General features: G+C 62.4%; 17 protein-coding genes and 1 pseudogene. 8 read left to right on the top strand and 10 right to left on the bottom strand.

Features of this window, described 5'->3' with window-relative positions:
- Positions 1–5 precede the first annotated feature (5 nt).
- From AC4QBL_RS11070 to AC4QBL_RS11060, 3 genes are all read right to left on the bottom strand, one after another.
- Positions 6–404 carry a DUF1850 domain-containing protein gene (locus AC4QBL_RS11070; RefSeq protein WP_472906928.1) on the bottom strand — a complete coding sequence of 133 codons (399 nt, stop codon included), beginning with the start codon at positions 402–404 and terminating at the stop codon, positions 6–8.
- A gap of 9 nt (positions 405–413) precedes the next feature.
- Complete coding sequence (locus AC4QBL_RS11065; protein ID WP_472906927.1) at positions 414–2,474, bottom strand: TRAP transporter permease; 2,061 nt, start codon at positions 2,472–2,474, stop codon at positions 414–416.
- Between the two features lie 94 nt (positions 2,475–2,568).
- On the bottom strand, positions 2,569–3,525 hold the full coding sequence (locus tag AC4QBL_RS11060; RefSeq protein WP_472901154.1) for a TAXI family TRAP transporter solute-binding subunit: 957 nt from the start codon (positions 3,523–3,525) through the stop codon (positions 2,569–2,571).
- Between the two features lie 173 nt (positions 3,526–3,698).
- Between AC4QBL_RS11060 and xerD the strand changes: the two genes are divergently transcribed.
- The 4 genes from xerD (at position 3,699) to AC4QBL_RS11040 (ending at position 10,065) form a co-directional block, all read left to right on the top strand.
- Positions 3,699–4,649: a site-specific tyrosine recombinase XerD gene (gene xerD / locus AC4QBL_RS11055; RefSeq protein WP_472906926.1), complete on the top strand. Its 951-nt coding sequence runs from the start codon at positions 3,699–3,701 to the stop codon at positions 4,647–4,649.
- Between the two features lie 66 nt (positions 4,650–4,715).
- Complete coding sequence (locus AC4QBL_RS11050; protein ID WP_472906925.1) at positions 4,716–6,641, top strand: site-specific DNA-methyltransferase; 1,926 nt, start codon at positions 4,716–4,718, stop codon at positions 6,639–6,641.
- 11 nt (positions 6,642–6,652) lie between these two features.
- Positions 6,653–7,045: an HI0074 family nucleotidyltransferase substrate-binding subunit gene (locus AC4QBL_RS11045; protein ID WP_472906924.1), complete on the top strand. Its 393-nt coding sequence runs from the start codon at positions 6,653–6,655 to the stop codon at positions 7,043–7,045.
- Positions 7,045–10,065: a DEAD/DEAH box helicase family protein gene (locus AC4QBL_RS11040; RefSeq protein ID WP_472906923.1), complete on the top strand. Its 3,021-nt coding sequence runs from the start codon at positions 7,045–7,047 to the stop codon at positions 10,063–10,065. Before AC4QBL_RS11045 ends, AC4QBL_RS11040 begins: the two co-directional genes overlap by 1 nt.
- 111 nt (positions 10,066–10,176) lie before the next feature.
- On the opposite strand, the gene msrA is transcribed toward AC4QBL_RS11040, so the two are convergent.
- The 4 genes from msrA to AC4QBL_RS11020 form a co-directional block, all read right to left on the bottom strand.
- On the bottom strand, positions 10,177–10,788 hold the full coding sequence (gene msrA / locus AC4QBL_RS11035) for a peptide-methionine (S)-S-oxide reductase MsrA (RefSeq protein WP_492131585.1): 612 nt from the start codon (positions 10,786–10,788) through the stop codon (positions 10,177–10,179).
- Positions 10,785–11,282, bottom strand: a complete 498-nt coding sequence (gene msrB / locus AC4QBL_RS11030; RefSeq protein ID WP_472906921.1) for a peptide-methionine (R)-S-oxide reductase MsrB — start codon at positions 11,280–11,282, stop codon at positions 10,785–10,787. Before msrB ends, msrA begins: the two co-directional genes overlap by 4 nt.
- 70 nt (positions 11,283–11,352) lie before the next feature.
- On the bottom strand, positions 11,353–12,231 hold the full coding sequence (locus AC4QBL_RS11025) for a PA4780 family RIO1-like protein kinase (protein WP_472906920.1): 879 nt from the start codon (positions 12,229–12,231) through the stop codon (positions 11,353–11,355).
- A 16-nt stretch (positions 12,232–12,247) separates the two neighbouring features.
- A complete protein-coding gene (locus tag AC4QBL_RS11020) occupies positions 12,248–12,499 on the bottom strand; it encodes a hypothetical protein (protein ID WP_472906919.1) in 252 nt (83 codons plus the stop codon).
- Between the two features lie 285 nt (positions 12,500–12,784).
- Here AC4QBL_RS11020 and AC4QBL_RS11015 point away from each other — a divergent pair, with 285 nt between their 5' ends.
- Entirely contained in the window at positions 12,785–13,000 is a 216-nt protein-coding gene (locus AC4QBL_RS11015; RefSeq protein ID WP_472901150.1) for a heavy-metal-associated domain-containing protein, read from the top strand.
- Positions 13,001–13,037: 37 nt separating this feature from the next.
- On the opposite strand, the gene dbpA is transcribed toward AC4QBL_RS11015, so the two are convergent.
- Both dbpA and AC4QBL_RS11005 read right to left on the bottom strand, forming a co-directional pair.
- Positions 13,038–14,459, bottom strand: a complete 1,422-nt coding sequence (gene dbpA, locus AC4QBL_RS11010; protein ID WP_472906918.1) for an ATP-dependent RNA helicase DbpA — start codon at positions 14,457–14,459, stop codon at positions 13,038–13,040.
- Positions 14,460–14,465: 6 nt separating this feature from the next.
- Positions 14,466–14,720: pseudogene (locus tag AC4QBL_RS11005) on the bottom strand (site-specific integrase).
- Between the two features lie 215 nt (positions 14,721–14,935).
- Between AC4QBL_RS11005 and AC4QBL_RS11000 the strand changes: the two are divergent.
- The 3 genes from AC4QBL_RS11000 to AC4QBL_RS10990 all read left to right on the top strand — a co-directional run bounded on the left by AC4QBL_RS11000 (position 14,936) and on the right by AC4QBL_RS10990 (position 17,009).
- Positions 14,936–15,439, top strand: coding sequence for a hypothetical protein (locus tag AC4QBL_RS11000; protein WP_472906917.1), 504 nt, complete (start codon positions 14,936–14,938; stop codon positions 15,437–15,439).
- Between the two features lie 78 nt (positions 15,440–15,517).
- The gene (locus AC4QBL_RS10995; RefSeq protein WP_472906916.1) at positions 15,518–16,327 is read left to right on the top strand and encodes an HTH domain-containing protein; all 810 of its coding nucleotides are present in this window, start codon (positions 15,518–15,520) and stop codon (positions 16,325–16,327) included.
- A 250-nt stretch (positions 16,328–16,577) separates the two neighbouring features.
- On the top strand, positions 16,578–17,009 hold the full coding sequence (locus AC4QBL_RS10990) for a CBS domain-containing protein (protein ID WP_472902218.1): 432 nt from the start codon (positions 16,578–16,580) through the stop codon (positions 17,007–17,009).
- A gap of 39 nt (positions 17,010–17,048) precedes the next feature.
- Here the strand turns inward: AC4QBL_RS10990 and AC4QBL_RS10985 are convergent, their stop codons facing one another.
- Positions 17,049–17,924: a ferritin-like domain-containing protein gene (locus tag AC4QBL_RS10985; RefSeq protein ID WP_472906915.1), complete on the bottom strand. Its 876-nt coding sequence runs from the start codon at positions 17,922–17,924 to the stop codon at positions 17,049–17,051.
- Positions 17,925–17,973 lie beyond the last annotated feature (49 nt).

Genomic DNA, 17,973 nt, shown 5'->3' with positions numbered 1-17,973 from the left:
CGCGATCAGCCGGGATCGCGGCAAGCGGTCAGCCGGGTGACGCCGCCGTCAGACGGCAGCCAGGCCGACATGGGCTGGCACTGGCCGCTCAAACACAGCTCGTAGTCGGGTGTGAACTCTGAGCGGGTCAGGCGCAGTTCGGAGGGGTTGCGCAGGTGTGGGGTGTAGGTGTACCAGCCGTTCACCAGGCGCGCGTCGTCGGGCGGCTCCATGCCCGCAGCCGAGCCGCGCACCCGGGCGGCCAGCGCCTGCAGCGTGGGTGGCTGTGGCGTGACGGCGTAGTCTTCTTCCCAGCGCACTTTTTCAATGGAGTGGGTCCAGGCCAGCGTGAAGCGCTCGGCGGGCACAAACACCGGCGCGGCGGCCGTGGCCGCCAGCGCCAGACAAATGCCCACCAGTGCCACCGCGTGCCCTCAGCGTGCCGCAGCCTGGGCGCGCTCCTGGCGCGTGCGCCAGAAGTGCCAGGCCAGGAAAACGGCCACGGCGCCCAAGCCAATTTCGTCGGTCAGCGGCAAGGCCACCACCAGGAAGCTGGCCGACCCAAAGGCGACGATGCGTTCCACCACGTTCAGGCGGCCAAACAAGAAGCCAATGGCCGCCGCGCCCCACATGGCAATGGCCACCAGCGCCTTGAAAACGATCCAGGTGGTGTCCATCCAGTCGCCGCTTTGCAGCATGAGCGCCGGGCTGTACACGGCCATGAAGGGCACGATGAAGCCGGCAATGGCCACGCGGATAGCCTGCATGCTGATCTTCAACCCCGATTCGCGGGCAATGGGCGCCGCCGCAAAACAGGCCAGCGCCACCGGCGGCGTCAGGTCGGCCATGATGCCGAAATAGAACACGAACATGTGCGAGACGATCAGCGGCACGCCCAGTTCCAGCAGCACCGGCGCGGCGAGCGAGCTGGTGATGATGTAGTTGGGAATGGTGGGAATGCCCATGCCCAGCACCAGGCAGGTGATCATGGTCAGCAGCAGGGCCAGAAACAGGCTTTCGCGGCCGATGGCGATGATGTGCCCGCCCAGTTCAGCGGCCACGCCGGTGAGGTTGATCACGCCAATGATCACGCCCACCAGCGCGCAGGCAATGGCCACGGGCAGCGCATGGCGGGCGCCGTCTACCAGCGCCTTCACCGCCAGCGCGCGGGCGTCGCCTCCGGTGCGCAAGATGAAGGTGAGCGCCACCAGCAGCGCGCTCAACACAAAGAAGGTGCCCACGCCGAACTGGAAGAAACCCGCGCAGGCAAAACCCAGCAGCACCCAGGCCAGGCCGCGCAGCACCATGGGTTTCACGCCACTGATGACCGCCGCGCCAAAAATCAAAATGACGGTCAACCCCAGACCCACGGTGCCCGAAAACAGCGGCGTGTAGCCTGAGAACAGCAGCGCCACCAGGCCCGCCAGCGGCAGCAGCAGGTACCAGCGCTCGCGCACCGCCGTCCAGGGGTTAGGGCATTCTTCTTTGGGCAGGCCCATGAGGCCTTTGCGCCCGGCTTCCAGGTGCACCATCCAGAATGCGGTGACGAAATACAAAATGGCCGGAATCAGCGCCGCCTTGACGATCTCGATGTAGGGCACGTTGATGGTCTCGGCCATGATGAAGGCCACAGCCCCCATCACCGGCGGCATGATCTGCCCGCCCATGCTGGCCGTGGCTTCCACGCCGCCAGCAAACGCCGGGCTGTAGCCAAAACGCTTCATCAGCGGAATGGTGAACTGCCCGGTGGTGACCACGTTGGCCACGCCCGAGCCGTTGATGGTGCCCATGAGGCCCGACGAAATGACCGACACCTTGGCCGGGCCGCCGCGCGTGTGGCCCACGGTGCCCATGGCGAAGTCGTTGAACAGGCGGATCATGCCGGCCTGCTCCAGAAACGCACCAAACAAAATGAACAGAAAAATGTAGGTGGACGACACGTACGTGGGCGTGCCGTACAGGCCCTCGGTGCCAAAGCCCAGCGTGCTCACGATCTGGTCGAGCCCGTAGCCGCGGTGCGCCATGTTGCCCGGCAGGTGTTCGCCAAACAGGGCGTAAAGCAGGAACGTCAAACACACCAGCGGCAGGCCCCAGCCCATCACGCGGCGGGCGGCTTCAAACACCAGCGCAATCAGCGCCACGCCCACCACCCAGTCGGCGGGCGTTAATGTGCCCGCGCGCTGGGTCAGGTCGGCTTCAAAAAACCACTGGTACAAGCCGGTGGCAAAGCCGGCGATGCCCAGCACCCAGCCCAAGGCGCGCCACAGGCCCGAGCGCCCGCCCATGGGCGGAAACAGCGCAAAAATCATCAGCAGCACAAAGCCGACGTGGATGGCGCGGATCACCTGGCTGGAAAGCGGGTGAAACGAGGCCATCCAGAGCTGGTAGGCCGAAAACGCGATGGCGACCCAGAAGATCGCGCCGGTCAGGGCACTGCCGTGGCCGCCTTGATCGCCGGAGTTGTCGTGGGTTGGGGTGCTGGTGTGGTCGTTCATGGGGTGCTGGGATCGACAGAAATGGAAACGGCCCCGGGTAGGGGCCGCGTCGCAAAAGGCGGGTGCCGGTGCGGCACCGCCTTTCAGGGCCTGCTTACTTGATCAGGCCCACCTCTTTGTAATAACGCTCGGCACCGGGGTGCAGTGGCACGGGCATGCCCTTGATGGCGTTGTCGCGCTTGATGCTCTTGGCTGCATTGTGTGCGGCGTACAAGGTGTCGATGTTCTCGTACATGGCCTTGGCCATGCGGTAGGCCAAATCATCCGACACACCGCTGTGCGTGATCAGGAAGTTGGGAATGGCGGCGGTGGCCACGGCTTCGGTCTGGCCGCCGTAGGTGTTGGCGGGAATCATGGCGGGCTGGTAGGCTGCGTCGCCCACTTTGGCCACCACATCAGCGGGTACCGGAATCACCACAATCTTCACAGCCGTGGCCAGGTCGCGGATGGACGCCACGCCCAAGCCGGCGGACTGCAAGGTCGCGTCGAGCTGGCGGTTCTTCATCAGTTCCACCGACTCGCCAAACGGCAGGTATTCCACCTTGGCCATGTCGCTGTAGGCCAGGCCGGCGGCCTTGAAAATGGCGCGTGCATTCAGCTCGGTACCCGACTTGGCGGCACCCACCGAAATGCGTTTGCCTTTCAGGTCGGCCAGGGTCTTGATGCCCGAGTCCGCGTTGGCCACGATCTGGATGTAGTTGTTGTAGGTGCCCGAGAGGCCACGCAGCTTGTCCAGCTTTTTGGGGAAGCCCGCTTCGGCCTCGCCCTTCCAGGCGTCAGACACGGAGTCGGCCAGGGACAGCGCCAGCTCACCGCGGCCGGCTTGCAGCAGGTTCAGGTTTTCGGCCGACGCCTTGGTCACCTGCGCGGTGGAGCGTGCGTTGGGAATGTCTTTGGCAAAGATTTGCGACAGCGCCACACCCATGGGGTAATACACGCCGCTCTGGCCGCCGGTGAGCACGTTGACGAACTGCTGCTGGGCATTGGCGGCGCCCGTCACGAGGGCGGCGCCCAAGCTCAAACCCAGACCGATTTTGTGAATCAAACGCATGCTGTGAGTCTCCTGTCGTTGGATGAAATCAAAGGGGCAGAATACAGCAACTTGGCCGCATCTCGATGGGGGAAACGCGTACCGCCAAGGGCGGGTTTTCCCGGGTGTAGCTGTCTTTTTGGGCGGCTTTTTTCTCAACGTTCACACTGCTGAACCAACCACACTGCGCAACCATGGCCGACACCCTTGCACCACCGCCAGCCGCTGCCCTGTCGCCCCAAGCGCTGGCCAGCCGCGCTGCGGCCGACGCCTTTGCCGACGCGCTGTGGCTCGAAGAGGGCCTTTCGCGCAACACGCTCGACGCCTACCGCCGCGACCTGGTGCTGCTGGGCCAGTGGCTGGCGGGGCACGGCAAAACCCTGGTGGACGTGCGCGAGCACGACCTGAACCAGTACTTTGCCGACAAGCACAGCCAGACCCGGGCCACCACCGCCAACCGGCGGCTCACGGTGTTCAAGCGCTACTTTCGGTGGGCGCTGCGCGAACGCTTCATCACCGCCGACCCCACCCTGCGCCTGGTGGCCGCACGCCAGCCGCTGCGCGTGCCCAAGACCATGAGCGAAGCGCAGGTGGAAGCGCTGCTGAACGCGCCCGACACCAGCACACCGCTGGGCCTGCGCGACCGCGCCATGCTGGAGCTGATGTACGCCAGCGGCCTGCGCGTGAGCGAGCTGGTGAGCCTGAAAACCTGGCATGTGGGGCTGAACGAACACGTGCTGCGCATCACCGGCAAGGGCAACAAAGAACGCCTGGTGCCGTTTGGCCAGCTTGCCGCGCAGTGGCTGCAGCGCTACCTGGGGCAGGGGCGGGTGGACATTTTGGCCGGGCAACAAACCGAAGACCTGTTTGTCACCGCGCGCGGCTCCCGCGCCGGCGAGGCCATGACGCGCGCCATGTTTTGGCAGCTGGTGAAAAAATACGCGTTGCTCGCGGGTATAACCAGCCCGCTGTCGCCGCACACGCTGCGCCACGCGTTTGCCACCCACTTGCTCAACCACGGCGCGGATTTGCGCGCGGTGCAAATGCTGCTGGGCCATGCCGACATTTCCACCACCACCATTTACACCCACGTCGCCCGCGAACGCCTCAAGACGATCGTGGCGCAGCACCATCCACGCGGGTGATGTGGCGCGCTGCGCGTTGATAATGAGCGGATTCGCCCAGCCCGGGCCAGGGAAGCCACCAGCGCCATGCCAGAAATCGTCTTCAAAGGCAAAGAATACGTTTACAACCACCACTTGACGGTGCCTTACCGCCCGCTACAGGCACAGGCCGACAAGGGAGTGGGCGCGCCAGATCTGAGCGGCAACCTGGTGATCCACGGCGACAACCTGCATGCGCTCAAGAGCCTGCTGCCGCGTTGCGCGGGCGCCGTGGACCTGATCTTCATCGACCCGCCTTACAACACCGGCAATGAAGGCTGGTGCTACAGCGACGGTGTGAACTCGCCCATCATGAAGGAGTGGCTGAACACCAATCCGGTGGACGGTGAAGACATGCTGCGGCACGACAAGTGGCTCTGCATGATGTGGCCGCGGCTGGTGCTGCTGCGCGAGCTACTGAGCGAGTCGGGATCGATCTGGATCACGCTGGACGACAACGAGGTGCATCGGGCGCGGATGGTGTTGGATGAGATTTTTGGGGAAGATGCTTTCATCGCGAATGTGATTTGGCAGAAAAATTATTCACCGAAAAACACCGCGCAGTTCTTCAGTGAAGACCACGATCATTTGCTGGTGGTCGCAAAGAACAAGAGCCTTTGGCGCCCGGGTTTGCTCGCAAGAACAGCGGAACAAGACGCTGCGTACAGCAACCCCGACAACGATCATCGGAAGGCGTGGAAGCCTAGCGATCTTTCGGCGCGTAACTTTTACAGCGAAGGCACTTACTCCATCGAGTGTCCCGGGGGACGAGTGATTGAAGGACCCCCGCCCGGGCGGTACTGGACCGTAAAGAAATCCAAGCTGTTGGAACTCGATGCCGACAAGAGGATTTGGTGGGGCGTCGACGGCAACAGCATGCCTTCGGTGAAGCGCTTCTTGAGTGAAGTGAAGCAGGGACGAGTTCCCCAAACCCTGTGGTTCTATGAAGACGTTGGTCACACCCAGGATGCCAAGAAGACGCTCATCGAAATGGGCATGCTCAGTGACGAGAAGACCAACACGATCACACCCAAGCCGGTGTCTCTGGTTGAGCGTGTTTTGGAGATCGGTGCACACGAAAACGCCCTCATCCTCGACAGCTTCGCCGGCTCCGGCACCACGGCCCACGCCGTGCTCAAGGCCAACGCCAAGGACGGCGGCCACCGCAAGTTCATCCTGGTCGAAGGCGAGGCCTACGCCGACACGTTGACCGCCGAGCGCGTGCGCCGCGCCATCAAGGGTTACGCATGGGAAGGTACGCAGCGCGAGACGCTGCTGGAAGAAAAGATCACGCTCACGCAGTTCAAGAAGGCGGGCGAGTGGCTGGCCAAGGTGGACGCGATCAAACGCGCCGAGGGGCTGCTGGGCGGTGATGAGCAGATGGAGTTGGGTGCGCAGAGCCCTCACCCCAGCCCTCTCCCTGAGGGCGAGGGGGGAAAATCTGCCAAACGCAAACGCAAACGCAAACGCTTCGACAAGATCGAAACCAAGATCGACGACGGTGTATTGCGCGTGGAGGGTGTGCGCCGCATTTCCGAGATGGCGCTGGGCCTGGGCGGCAGCTTCACCTATTGCACGCTGGGCGAGCCGGTGGACCTGGACAAGTTGCTGAGCGGCGAGAAGCTGCCCGCGTTTGAAGCGCTGGGCGCCTGGCTGTTCTACACCGCCACCGGCGGCGTGCTGCCGCCTGCGCCCAAGAAAGCCCCGGCCTGGTACCTGGGCGAAGCGAAAGACAGCCATGTGTGGCTTGTCTACAAGCCGGAGTTGAATTTCTTGAAGAGCCCCGAGGCGGCGCTCACGCTGAGCCTGGCCAAACAGTTCCAGCATTGGGGCAAAGAACACGATGCGGCGCGCGAGCGCAAGCCGCTGCGCCACCTGGTGTTTGCACCGGCCAAGTACCTGAGCAACCGCCAGTTGCAAGAGCACGGTGTGGACTACGCGCCACTGCCGTTTGCGCTGTACCGCGAAGCCTGAAGGAAGCCGCCATGAGTGAAGACCGTTTCGACCAAAGGCTGGCCCAGTATCGCGACGCATTGGCCGCGTTGAAACTGGCGCTGGAGCAGCCCGAAGACGAGTTCATGCGCGACTCGATCATCAAGCGCTTTGAGCTGAGTTTTGAAACCGCGCGCAAGGCCATGCACCAATGGCTGGTGGACCAGGAGGAGATTCCCTACGAGGCGACCAAAAAGGCTGTGATGGAGGCCGCCTTCAAGACCGCGCTGGTGAGCGATGCGGACCTGTGGGCCGAAATCGCCGTCGCACGCAACGATTCGACGCACGAGTACGACAAGACCAAGGCGCTGGAAATCGTGGGTTTCGTCCGCGCCCGTGCGGTGGCGGCATTTGAGGCCTTGCTGGCCACTCTGGAGGCTCGCTGATGGTGGAGCTGACACCGCTGCAAAGGCGGGATGAAGCGCTGACCCGCAGGGACAGCGGCGTGGCGGCGGCTTCGCTGGCCCGCTTGTTGCAGGTGCTGGAGAGCACGCCGCGCCTGGAGGCCGCGTGGTTGTTTGGTTCCAGGGCGGCAGGCACGCACCGCCCGCAGTCGGATGTGGACATTGCTGTGGAAGCGCCCGACATGTCGCCCGCCGAAGAAACGGCGCTGTGGCAACGCATTGACGACCTGGGCTTGTTGTACGGTGTGGATCTGGTGCGGCTGGAGCACGTCAAAAATGACGAGTTCCGCCAGCAGATTGAGCGACACAAGCGGCTGCTGTGGTCGCCGGTGCGGCACGTGGCCAAGGTGGAAGAACTGGCGGGCACCCAGATGAAGGGTTTTCAGTCCACGGTGCTGCAGCAGTTGGCGCGGTACCTGGACGAGTTGAGGAAGCACCAGGCGCAGGCGGTTCAGGCTGCTGCGGCGCTGCGCGCGATGGAGGGCATGGAAGACCTGGCCCGCGAGGCGGCGGACTTTCCCAAGAAGGCCTGGGCTGCCCTCGACAAAGCCCATGTGTTGCCGCCAGCCTTCAAGGACCAGCCGTATTCCAGTCGCTTCGACGGCGCGGGCCGCGCGATTCCCAATGTGTGCCTGAAGGTGCCCACCGGTGGCGGCAAGACGCTGCTGGCCGCGGCCAGCGTCGCGCGCGTGTTCAGCGCCTACCTGAACCAGCACAACGGGCTGGTGCTGTGGGTGGTACCCAATGAAGCAATTTACCGCCAGACGCTCAAGACCCTGAGCGACCGCGACCACCCCTACCGCCAGATGCTCAACGTGGCAGGGGCCGGGCGGGTGAAGATTCTGGAGAAGAACTCGCCGCTGTCGCGCCTGGATGTGGAATCGCACCTGTGCGTGATGGTGCTGATGCTGCAGTCCGCCGCGCGGCAGAGCAAAGAGACGCTGCGCTTTTTCCGCGACCGGGGCAATGTGCTGGGCTTTCTGCCGCGAGAGGACGACATCGAGGCGCACTGGGAACTGCTGCGCGAGGTGCCCAATCTGGATGCCTATGGCAGCCCCTGGCAGAGCGCCGCAGAAGCCCGGGCTCAGAAGGGGTCGATTGTCAAAAGCTCGCTGGGCAATGTGATGCGGCTGCTGCGGCCGATGGTGGTGATTGACGAAGGGCACCACGCGTATTCGGAAAACGCGCTGTCCACCCTGGACGGTTTCAACCCTTGTTTCATGCTGGAGCTGTCGGCCACGCCACGCGTGGCGTCAGCCAAGGGGCGGGGGTCGAACATTCTGGTGGATGTGCGCGGCACCGACCTGGATGAGGCCGAGATGATCAAGCTGCCGATCCATGTGGAGGTGCGGCGCTGGGCCGACTGGCAGGCTTGTCTGGCGGCATCTCTGCACCAGCTGGATGCCTTGCAGCGCGAGGCCGAGACGCTGCAGGCCGAGACGGCGCGCTACATCCGGCCCATTTTGCTGGTGCAGGTAGAGCGCACCGGTGCGGACATGCGCGATGCGGGCTTCATCCACGCCGAAGACGCCAAGGCCTATTTGCTGCAACTGGGGTTGAACGAACGCCAGATTGCGATCAAGACGTCTGAGAAAGACGAACTGAAGCAACCCGAGAACATCGATCTGATGTCGCCTCAGTGTGAGATCAGGGCCATCATCACCAAACAGGCGCTACAAGAGGGCTGGGATTGCCCGTTTGCGTATGTACTCAGCGCACTGGCAGCGGGCCGCAACCCGGCGGCGATGACGCAGCTGGTGGGGCGCATTTTGCGTTTGCCGCATGTGACCAAGACGGGGCGCGAAGCGCTGGACGCCTGCTACGTGCAATGTTTTGATGCCAAGACCTCGGACGTGGTGAAGTCCATCAAGAAATCGCTGGAAGGTGAGGGCATGGGCGACCTGGCCGTTGCGGTGCATGGCGATGCGACTGCGACGGAGAAAACGGAGCGACGCATCCCCCTGAAACGCCGAGCCGAGCTGGCGGCGCTGCGCATTTTTGTGCCCAAGGTGACGTGGGCTGAGGCGGGCGAGCCGCGGCGCGAACTGGTGTACGAAAGCGACGTGCTAGCGCGGCTGGATTGGGCTTCATTGAATGTGGACGCACTGGCCATGGCCTGGGCGCCCGATCTGCAGCAGGGTGGTGATCAGCATTTGACGATTGATCTGTCCATTCTTTCCCGCTATGGGCATGCTCAGCAAACCCAAGATGCGGCGCAGACGGAAACGCTGGACCGCGCGCGCATGGTGAGGTCTTTGCTGGACCTTGCGCCCAATGCTTGGCTGGTCTGGGATTGGGTGGATCAGGTGGTGAAGCGCCTGATGAAACAGGGCATGGCGGAGTCTGTGCTGGCGCGTTCCGTGTCGTCGCTGACCGAGCGTTTGCGCATCGACATTGAGAAGGAGCGTGACCGCCTTGCTCAGGTTGTGTTCAACCGTCTTGTTGATGAGGGCTTGGTGCAGTTTTCCCTGCGCGCGGATGCGATGGACTACGAGCTTCCAGATTCGGCAGAGCTGTTGTTGGCGAGTCAGCCGCCGGTATTGCAGCGGCCTGATGCGCGAGCGGTGGAAAAAAGCCTGCTGGAGCCGGCTTTGCACACGCCAGACATGAACGAACTGGAAGTGGCGTTTGCGGGCTATCTGGATCAAAAGGCGGCGCTGCGCTGGTGGCATCGCAACGTGGCGCGAACTCAGTATGGCCTACAAGGCTGGAAGCGCCACAAGGTCTACCCCGACTTCGTGTTTGGTGTGGTCAACCAAAATGGACACACGCGCACCGTGGTGATGGAAACCAAGGGCTTGCAGTTTGAAGGCAACGCCGACACCAGTTACAAGCAGGCTTTGCTGGCCCGCTTGACACAAGCGTTCAAAGACGAGCGGTTTGAGCGTGCAGGTGAGTTGAAGCTGGAGGGGCAGGACCGCACCGAGGTTGTCTGCGATCTGGTTTTTGAGGGCGATTGGCGCGGGACCCTGGAGCACCGCTATTTTTCGGCTGCAGTCTGACCGCCAATCGCTGGGCGCCCAGTTCTTGGGAGCTCATCCCCCATCAGCAGCCGGCGCACGGTGAGCGGGGTGTCGTGGTTAAGCGGGCCGCAGTGCAGGTGCGTGGGGGCTCTATTGCTTCCCCCACAGCTGCTCCAACCGCGCATCGCGTCCGCAACGGGTGCGGTAGTGGTTGTACCGGATCGGGTTCTTCAGGTAGTAGTCCTGGTGGTATTCCTCGGCCACATAAAACTGGGTGGCGGTGGCGACCTCGGTGACGATCGGTTCCTTGAAGAGCTTGCTCGTCTGCAACGCGGCCAGTGAACGTTTAACCACCTCTGCCTGCGCGGCGTCGTGGGTGAAGATCGCCGAGCGGTAAGGGTTGCCAGAGTCGCAGAACTGGCGGTCTTTGGTGGTCGGGTCGATGGTGCGCCAGAACTTCTCCACCAGGCTGGCGTAGCTCACCTTGGCTGGGTCAAACACGATCTCGACCGCCTCGGCGTGGCCGGTGTTGTTGCGGGTGACCTGCTTGTAGGTGGGGTTGGCCAGTGTGCCGCCGATGTAGCCCGAGGTGGTGGAGATGACGCCGGGGACCTTGTCGAAGTCGGCCTCCACGCACCAGAAGCAGCCGCCGGCGAAAGTGGCTTTGGCCGTGGCGGGCGCCGCCTGGGTGTGGGCTGCGCCGCTTAGCAGGGCCGCGCCCGTGAACACGGCCAGCAGGTTGCTTTGCCAGCGCGCCATCATGCGGCCGCCTTGAAGGTGAGCGCCACGCCGTTGTTGCAGTAGCGCTTGCCGCTGGGCTTGGGTCCGTCGTTGAACACGTGGCCCTGGTGGCCATCGCAGCGCACGCAGTGGTATTCGGTGCGTGGAAAGATCGCCTTGTAGTCGGTTTTGGTGCCCAGTGCGCCGGCCAGCGGCGTGTGAAAGCTCGGCCAGCCGGTGCCGCTCTCGTACTTGGTGTCTGACGAAAACAGCGGCAGATCGCAGCCGGCGCAGTGGTAGGTGCCCTTGCGCTTCTCGGCATTAAGCGGGCTGCTGCCGGGGCGCTCGGTGCCTTCCTCGCGCAGTACGTCGAACTGGGCGGGCGTCAGGCGTTTTTTCCACTCGGCAGCGCTGAGCTTCCAGGGGTCGGTGGCGGCCACCGCTTGGGCAAGGGGCGTGATGGCCTGTGAGCCCAGGCCGAGCAGAGACAGCAGCTTCATGGTCTGGCGGCGGTTGAGGTTGGGACGGATGTTCATGGCTGTGAGTCGAACACAGCCTGCATTCCTTACACGGCCCAACGGGGAATCGAGCGCAGGGCGGGTCAGGTCACTGCGCCATGCGCAGCCGCCGCGCCGCGTCTTCGTCGCGCGCATCGTCAATTTCCCGCATCACGCTGGCCAGGTCCACGTCGGCGTGGGTGGGCGTGTAGCGGCCGGTGAGCACGGTGTCGTTGCTCAGCAAACCGCTCTGGTACAGGCTCCAAATTTCGGGGCCGTATTGGGTGCGGCGCAGCTCGGGCGCAAACTGGCCGAAGAAGTCGCGCAGGTTGGCCACGTCGCGCAGCAGCATGCGCGGGGCGTGGTTGTTCCCGGCGGCGTCCACCGCCTGCGGCAGGTCAATGATCACCGGGAAGTCGGTGCCGCCCTCGCCGTCGCCTTCACCCGGGCCTGAATGCGCCAGCAAGATGTTGAATTCCGACAAGTCGCCGTGCACCACGCCCGCACACAGCATGCGTACCACCTCGGCCACCAGGGTGGCGTGGTGCTGGCGCGCCTGCTCGGGCGTGAAACGCACATCGTTCAGCCGCGGCGCGGCGTCGCCGCTCGCGTCGGTCACCAGCTCCATCAGCAGCACGCCGTCAAAAAAGTTGTAGGGCGTGGGCACGCGCACGCCAGCGGCGGCCAGGCGGTAGAGCGCGTCCACCTCGGCGCTTTGCCAGGCTGCTTCTTGCGCTTCGCGGCCAAACTTGGTGCCCTTGGCCATGGCTCGGGCCTGGCGCGAGTTTTTCACCTTGCGGTTTTCGGTGTAGTCCACCGCCTGCCGAAAACTGCGGTTGTTGGCTTCTTTGTAAATCTTGGCGCAGCGGGTTTCGTCACCGCAGCGCACCACAAACACCATGGCTTCTTTGCCGCTCATGAGCTGGCGCACCACCGAGTCGATCAGGCCTTCTTCAACCAGCGCTTGCAGCCGGGGTGGGGCTTTCATGCGGGGCGGCGCCGGTTCAGTCGACCACCACCGACCAGCCCGCGCGCTGGTTGGTCTTGTCGTTGGTGTAGTGCCAGTGGGTGCCGCAGCGGTCGCAAAAATAACCGGTCACGGTGACCTGCACGGTGCCGCGCAGTTCTTTGCGGTGGTTGCCTTGCTGCAGTTCGGCGTGGCCGGGTGCGCCGCGCCAGTTGCGCTGAATGCCCTGGCAAGGCTTGCACAGCGGCGTCGGTTCGGATGGGGTGGCGGCCTGGGTTTCTGTTGTCATGGCGGGAGCTTTAGAGGGGCTGTGCGCGCGCCGGGGCGCGCTGTTTTTGAATAGGGAGATTGTGCGCCCTGTGCCAGGCTGGTTTGCGGGCCCATCAAGCCCCTGGACAATCTCGGTTTGTTTGATCCGGCCCGATTTTGTCTTCACGCCCTCTCCCGCTTGCGGGAGAGGGTTGGGGTGAGGGTCTTCTGACTTCACAGGGTCGGATCAATAAGCGCTGGCCGGCCATTGCCGGGAGAATAAGCAACCAGCACGGCCGTGCCCTGCACCCACCTTAGGAACCCCATGCCCGAAACCCGGTTTGAAATTGCCCAGATGCAGACGCAAGACGACGCCGATGCCGTCATGTTTGAACTGCAAGACCTGCCCTGCGTCAACATGGCCGACGTGGACCTGCCCAAGCGCCAGGCCTGGGTGAGCCACACCAACATGATTGCCGCCGAAGACATTGCGGCCAAACTGGAAGAGGCCGGCTTCAGCGCCGTGTTGATTGAAGGCTAAGGCGCCGATCGGCTGAAAGGCTGAAAGCCGGGCGTCTTCAGTCTTCCAGCACCCGCACCTTCACGCTCTTGCCCTTGATGCGGCCGTCGTTCAGGCGGCTGGCCACTTGCTGGGCAATGGCGCGGTCCACCGCAACATAGGTAGACCACTCGTTCACATTGATCTTGCCCACCTGCTCGCGGGTGTAGCCCAGGTCGGCGGTGAGCGCGCCCAACACGTCGCCGGGGCGAATCTTTTCTTTGCGCCCGCCCTGAATGTGCAGCGTTGCCATGGGCGGCACCAGCGGGCCTTTGCCGGTGGGCGTCAGCTCGCTCAGCTCGTGCCATTCCGACTCGCGACCTTGCAGCAGCTCAATTTTGCCCACCGAACCCATCTCGTTCATGCTCGCCAGGTTCAGCGCCAGGCCGCTTTCGCCTGCGCGCCCGGTGCGCCCAATGCGGTGAATGTGCACCTCGGCGTCGGGTGTCACGTCCACGTTGATCACCGCCGCCAGGCTGGCAATGTCCAGCCCGCGCGCGGCCACGTCGGTGGCCACCAGCACCGAACAGCTTTTGTTGGCAAAGCGCACCAGCACCTGGTCGCGCTCGCGCTGCTCCAACTCGCCAAACAGCGCCAGCGCGCTGAAACCCTGCGCCTGCAATACGGCCACCAGGTCGCGGCACTGCGCCTTGGTGTTGCAAAACGCCAGCGTGCTCGCCGGGCGAAAGTGCAGCAGCAGTTTGCTCACCGCGTCCAGCCGCTCGTTTTCGCTCACCTGGTACCAGCGCTGCTCAATCTGTCCGCCCGCGTGCTGCGCCTCTACCGTCACCGTGACCGGCTCGCGCATGAACTGCGCGCCCAGCTTGGCAATGCCTTCGGGGTAGGTGGCCGAAAACAGCAGGGTCTGCCGCGTTTTGGGGCACTGCCGCGCCACTTTCACAATGTCGTCAAAAAAGCCCATGTCCAGCATGCGGTCGGCCTCGTCCAGCACCAGCGTGTTCAGCGCTTCCAGCTGCAGGCTGCCGCGCTCCAGGTGGTCCATCAGCCGCCCGGGCGTGCCCACCACAATGTGCGCGCCGTGCTCCAGCGTGGCCGTTTGCCCGCGCAGCGGCACACCGCCACACAGCGTCACCACCTTGATGTTGTCTTCAGCCCGCGCCAGCCGGCGTATTTCGGTCGTCACCTGGTCGGCCAACTCGCGCGTGGGGCACAGCACCAGCGTTTGCACCGCAAAGCGGCGCGGATTCAGGTTGGAAAGCAGCGTGAGGGCAAAAGCGGCCGTTTTGCCGCTGCCCGTTTTGGCCTGCGCAATGATGTCTTTGCCCAGCAAAGCCGCCGGCAGGCTGGCCGCCTGGATGGGCGTCATGCTGAGGTAGCCCAGCTGCTGCAGGTTGGCCAGCATGGCCGGGCTGAGCGGCAACTGGCTGAAAGAGGGGGCGGCAGACGCCGCAGCGGTGGGGTTCGGGGAAACAGTGGTCATGCCGGATTATCCGGGTTGCCGCCTGCGGCACAAGAACAGCAAGCTACCAAGGGCCTGATGGTGGGTGGACGCGGACACATTGCACTTGGTGGTGAACATGGACAGAAATTGCTGAACCTCTGCGTCGCCCATGACGCGCGGATGTCGCCCTTACCCGTTGAGCCTATGCCAACGCACGAAGTATTTCACCCAATACAGGTAGGCCTCTTCAGTGCGCAAGCTATAGTGTTTGCACCGTAGCCCTGACGCAACCGATTTCACAAGCGGCTGACCGGGGAATACAGGAAGCGGGTTTCATGGAGGACGCCGATGCTGAAGATTTATACAAATGATGAGCTGCGCGGCGGGGAGGCAAACGGTTCGGCGACCCATGGGGCGCCGCTGTCTTGATCCGTCCGTCCAGATTGTTTTGTCGTCCAGCTTGGGATGGCAAAGTTAGGCGCTCGCCCACATTATTTTAGACATCGCGAAAGCATATGCGCCGCCAACTCACATCCGATGAACTTGAATCGCTCTACAGCAGCGTTGGCCGCTGCATCTGGCACATCCAGTATCTGGAAGACGTTCTGCACACGCTCCTCACAATGAAAATCGAGATTTGTGAGCCAGGTCGCGTCACGGCAGCAGAAGCAAATCAACTACTAGCCAAGCAACGGCGGGCAAGTCTAGGCACAGCTTTGGGAGCAGCCGAGAAGCACGGTGCGCTGCGACCAGAATTGCTTGCCGATTTGCGTATGTTGAAAGATGAGCGAGATTGGCTTGTTCATCGTTCGATGCATCAAGATGGCGATTCGCTCTACACCGACGAAGGAAGAAATGCAGTCTTCTCCAGACTCGAAGCCCTGATGCAAAAGACCTTGCACCTCAAGAGAAAAGTAATGGCAGAAACAGAGGCATTCTGCGCTGGACATGGCTTTTCGTCGGAACAAGCAGAAAAGCTTGCCCGGGAGAAAATTGCTCGACTCAAAGGCGAGGTTTAACCCCTCTATTGAAAGGAGATCAACCTGCAAGCCGGGTGATCTCCGCTCATGTCAAACATTAGAATTTTGGAGAATCGTGTGGAAAAATCATGGAAAGAAGCCATAAAAAGAGTGCTTGCAGAGTCATCGACACCGTTGCATTACACAGAAATATCCGCACAAATCTTATCTCATGGATATTATGAGACTGATGGCGCAACCCCGGCAGCAACAGTAAATGCGCAACTGGCATCATCGATAAAGCATGATGGTGAGAGATCACCATTTATGCGAGTTGGTAAAGGCATTTTCGCTTTAAAAAACTCACCAGCTGCATCAGTTGCAATTTCGCTCCCTACGCCCATGCAGAAAAAGGTTGAATCCCTTGCCGAATCGGATATTGAGGCATCTGATTCAATCATTCATTCTTTTGGTATGTACTGGCAGCGAGATCTTGTGGTTTGGCGCAACGACCTGAAAATGTATGGCAAGCAGCAGGCACTTTCCAAACCGGTGGACTTCGGAAAACAAAAGGGAATTTACATTCTCTATGATCACCACACGGTAGTTTACGTTGGACGCGCAATTGACCGACCATTGGGAAAACGGTTGCATGAGCACACGGTGGACCGGCTTGGTAGCAGATGGAATCGATTTTCTTGGTTTGGCCTTCTCGATGTAACTCAAGAAGGCAATCTTCGCAAAACCCCATTCAATTCTTCGCTTGCGGCGTTGGTCGCAACACTGGAAGCGCTTCTGATTGAAGCACTCGAACCGCCGCAAAACAGAAAGCGCGGAGATGACTTCTCTGCCATCGAATATATCCAAGATATTGATCCCGAACTTAAAGAGCGGGAAATTCAAAACACCCTGCGCTCAATCGAGCAAAAAATGCGGGGTGGTGTGTGAAAAATCGAAAAATGGAGTCAGATCCCAATTTCTCCCAGTCCCAAATGAATGGCTTCAGTCTTGATGCAGGTTTTCGCTTTGAGAAACCGCATCGCCTCGCGTACCCAAGTTGAACCTGCGGAGCACAGCGTACTTGCCACACATGGGTACTTTCCCTGAAACTTGCCAAAATGGGTTTCTTGTGGTGTCGCGGCTCAAGGCTTGTCTGTAAGCTACCCATGACGCCACCTTTTTACCCAGGAGAGTCCCCATGAAGCCCGTTGCCCAATTGCTCAAAGCCAACGACCAGAGCAAGTTTTTGCGCGTTGCCCCCGACGTAAGCGTGTTTGGTGCGCTGGAGCTGCTGTCCAACTTGGGCGTGGGTGCCCTGATGGTGATGGATGGCGACCGGCTGATCGGGATTTTTTCGGAGCGTGACTATTGCCGCAAGGTGGCCCTGAAAGGCCGCAACTCCAAAGAAACCACCGTGGCGGACATCATGACCGCCGAGGTGTTCACCGTGCCTTCGTCCACCGGCACGCGCGTCTGCATGGCGCTGATGAACGAAAAACATTTCCGCCACCTGCCTGTGGTGGACGGCGACAAGGTGTTGGGTCTTATTTCCATGCGCGACATCATGGCCGACGTGATTGCCGATCACGAGTTCACCATCAACCAGCTTGAAACCTACGTGAGCGGTTAGACCGGGCCGGGGGCCGCGCCCTCTGCCAGCCCAAGCGCTTCACACCGCTTGCGGGTTCTCCAGCGCGTCCAGTTCTGCCTGCGTAAACCCTGCCGCTCGCCGGGCCGCGTCGTTGAACGGCGGTTTTAAGCGGGGGGCGTTGTGTTGCCGGGCCAGTGCGCGGTAGTGGGCCAGCGGCTCCAGGCCTTGCTGGGCGCACAGCCAGCCGTACCAGCGGTTGCCCACGGCCACATGGCCAATTTCGTCGCGCAAGATCACGTCCAGAATCTCGATGGCGCGCAGGGCTGCGGGCGTGTTGACCTTGCGCAGGCGCGCTTGAATGAGCGGGGTGGCGTCGAGCCCGCGCGCCTCTAAAGTGCGGGGCACCAGCGCCATGCGGGAGGTGATGTCGTCTTGCGTTTTGATGCACATTTCCCACAGGCCGTCGTGGGCGGGAAAGTCGCCGTAGGTGTGGCCCAGGCTCTGCAGGTGGGTGTGCAGCAGGCCAAAGTGGGTGGCTTCTTCGTCGGCCACGCGCAGCCAGTCGCTGTAAAACGCGGGCGGCATGCCGGGGAAGCGCCACACCGCGTCCAGCGCAAGGTTGATGGCGTTGAATTCAATGTGGCACACCGCGTGCACCAGCGCGGCCAGGCCTTCGGGGGTGAAGGGCGAGCGGTGGGGCACCTGCATGGGCGCCAGCAGCACGGGCTTGGTTGGGCGGCCGGGCAGGGGGCCGGCTGGGTCGGGGTGCAGGTCGGTGGTGGTGTCAAACCGGTCAGGCAGCCCGGCCGGCTGGGCCTGCGCGGCGGCAAACAGCGCGTGGGTGGCGGCCACTTTGGCGGCTGGGTCTGCCAGGCACAGCACCTGCAGGGCCTGCTGGCGCCACGAAACGGTGGGCTGTGGTGCGGGCGGTGTCTGGGAGGCGGGGGCTTGCATCCCTACAATTCTAGGTTTTGCGCCGGCTGCTGGCTCGGCGCACTTGAAC

It is taken from the genome of Hydrogenophaga sp. L99 (assembly GCF_058731905.1).
Note: the sequence above shows the minus strand (reverse complement) of the source record. Positions and strands in the feature narration are given on the sequence as shown.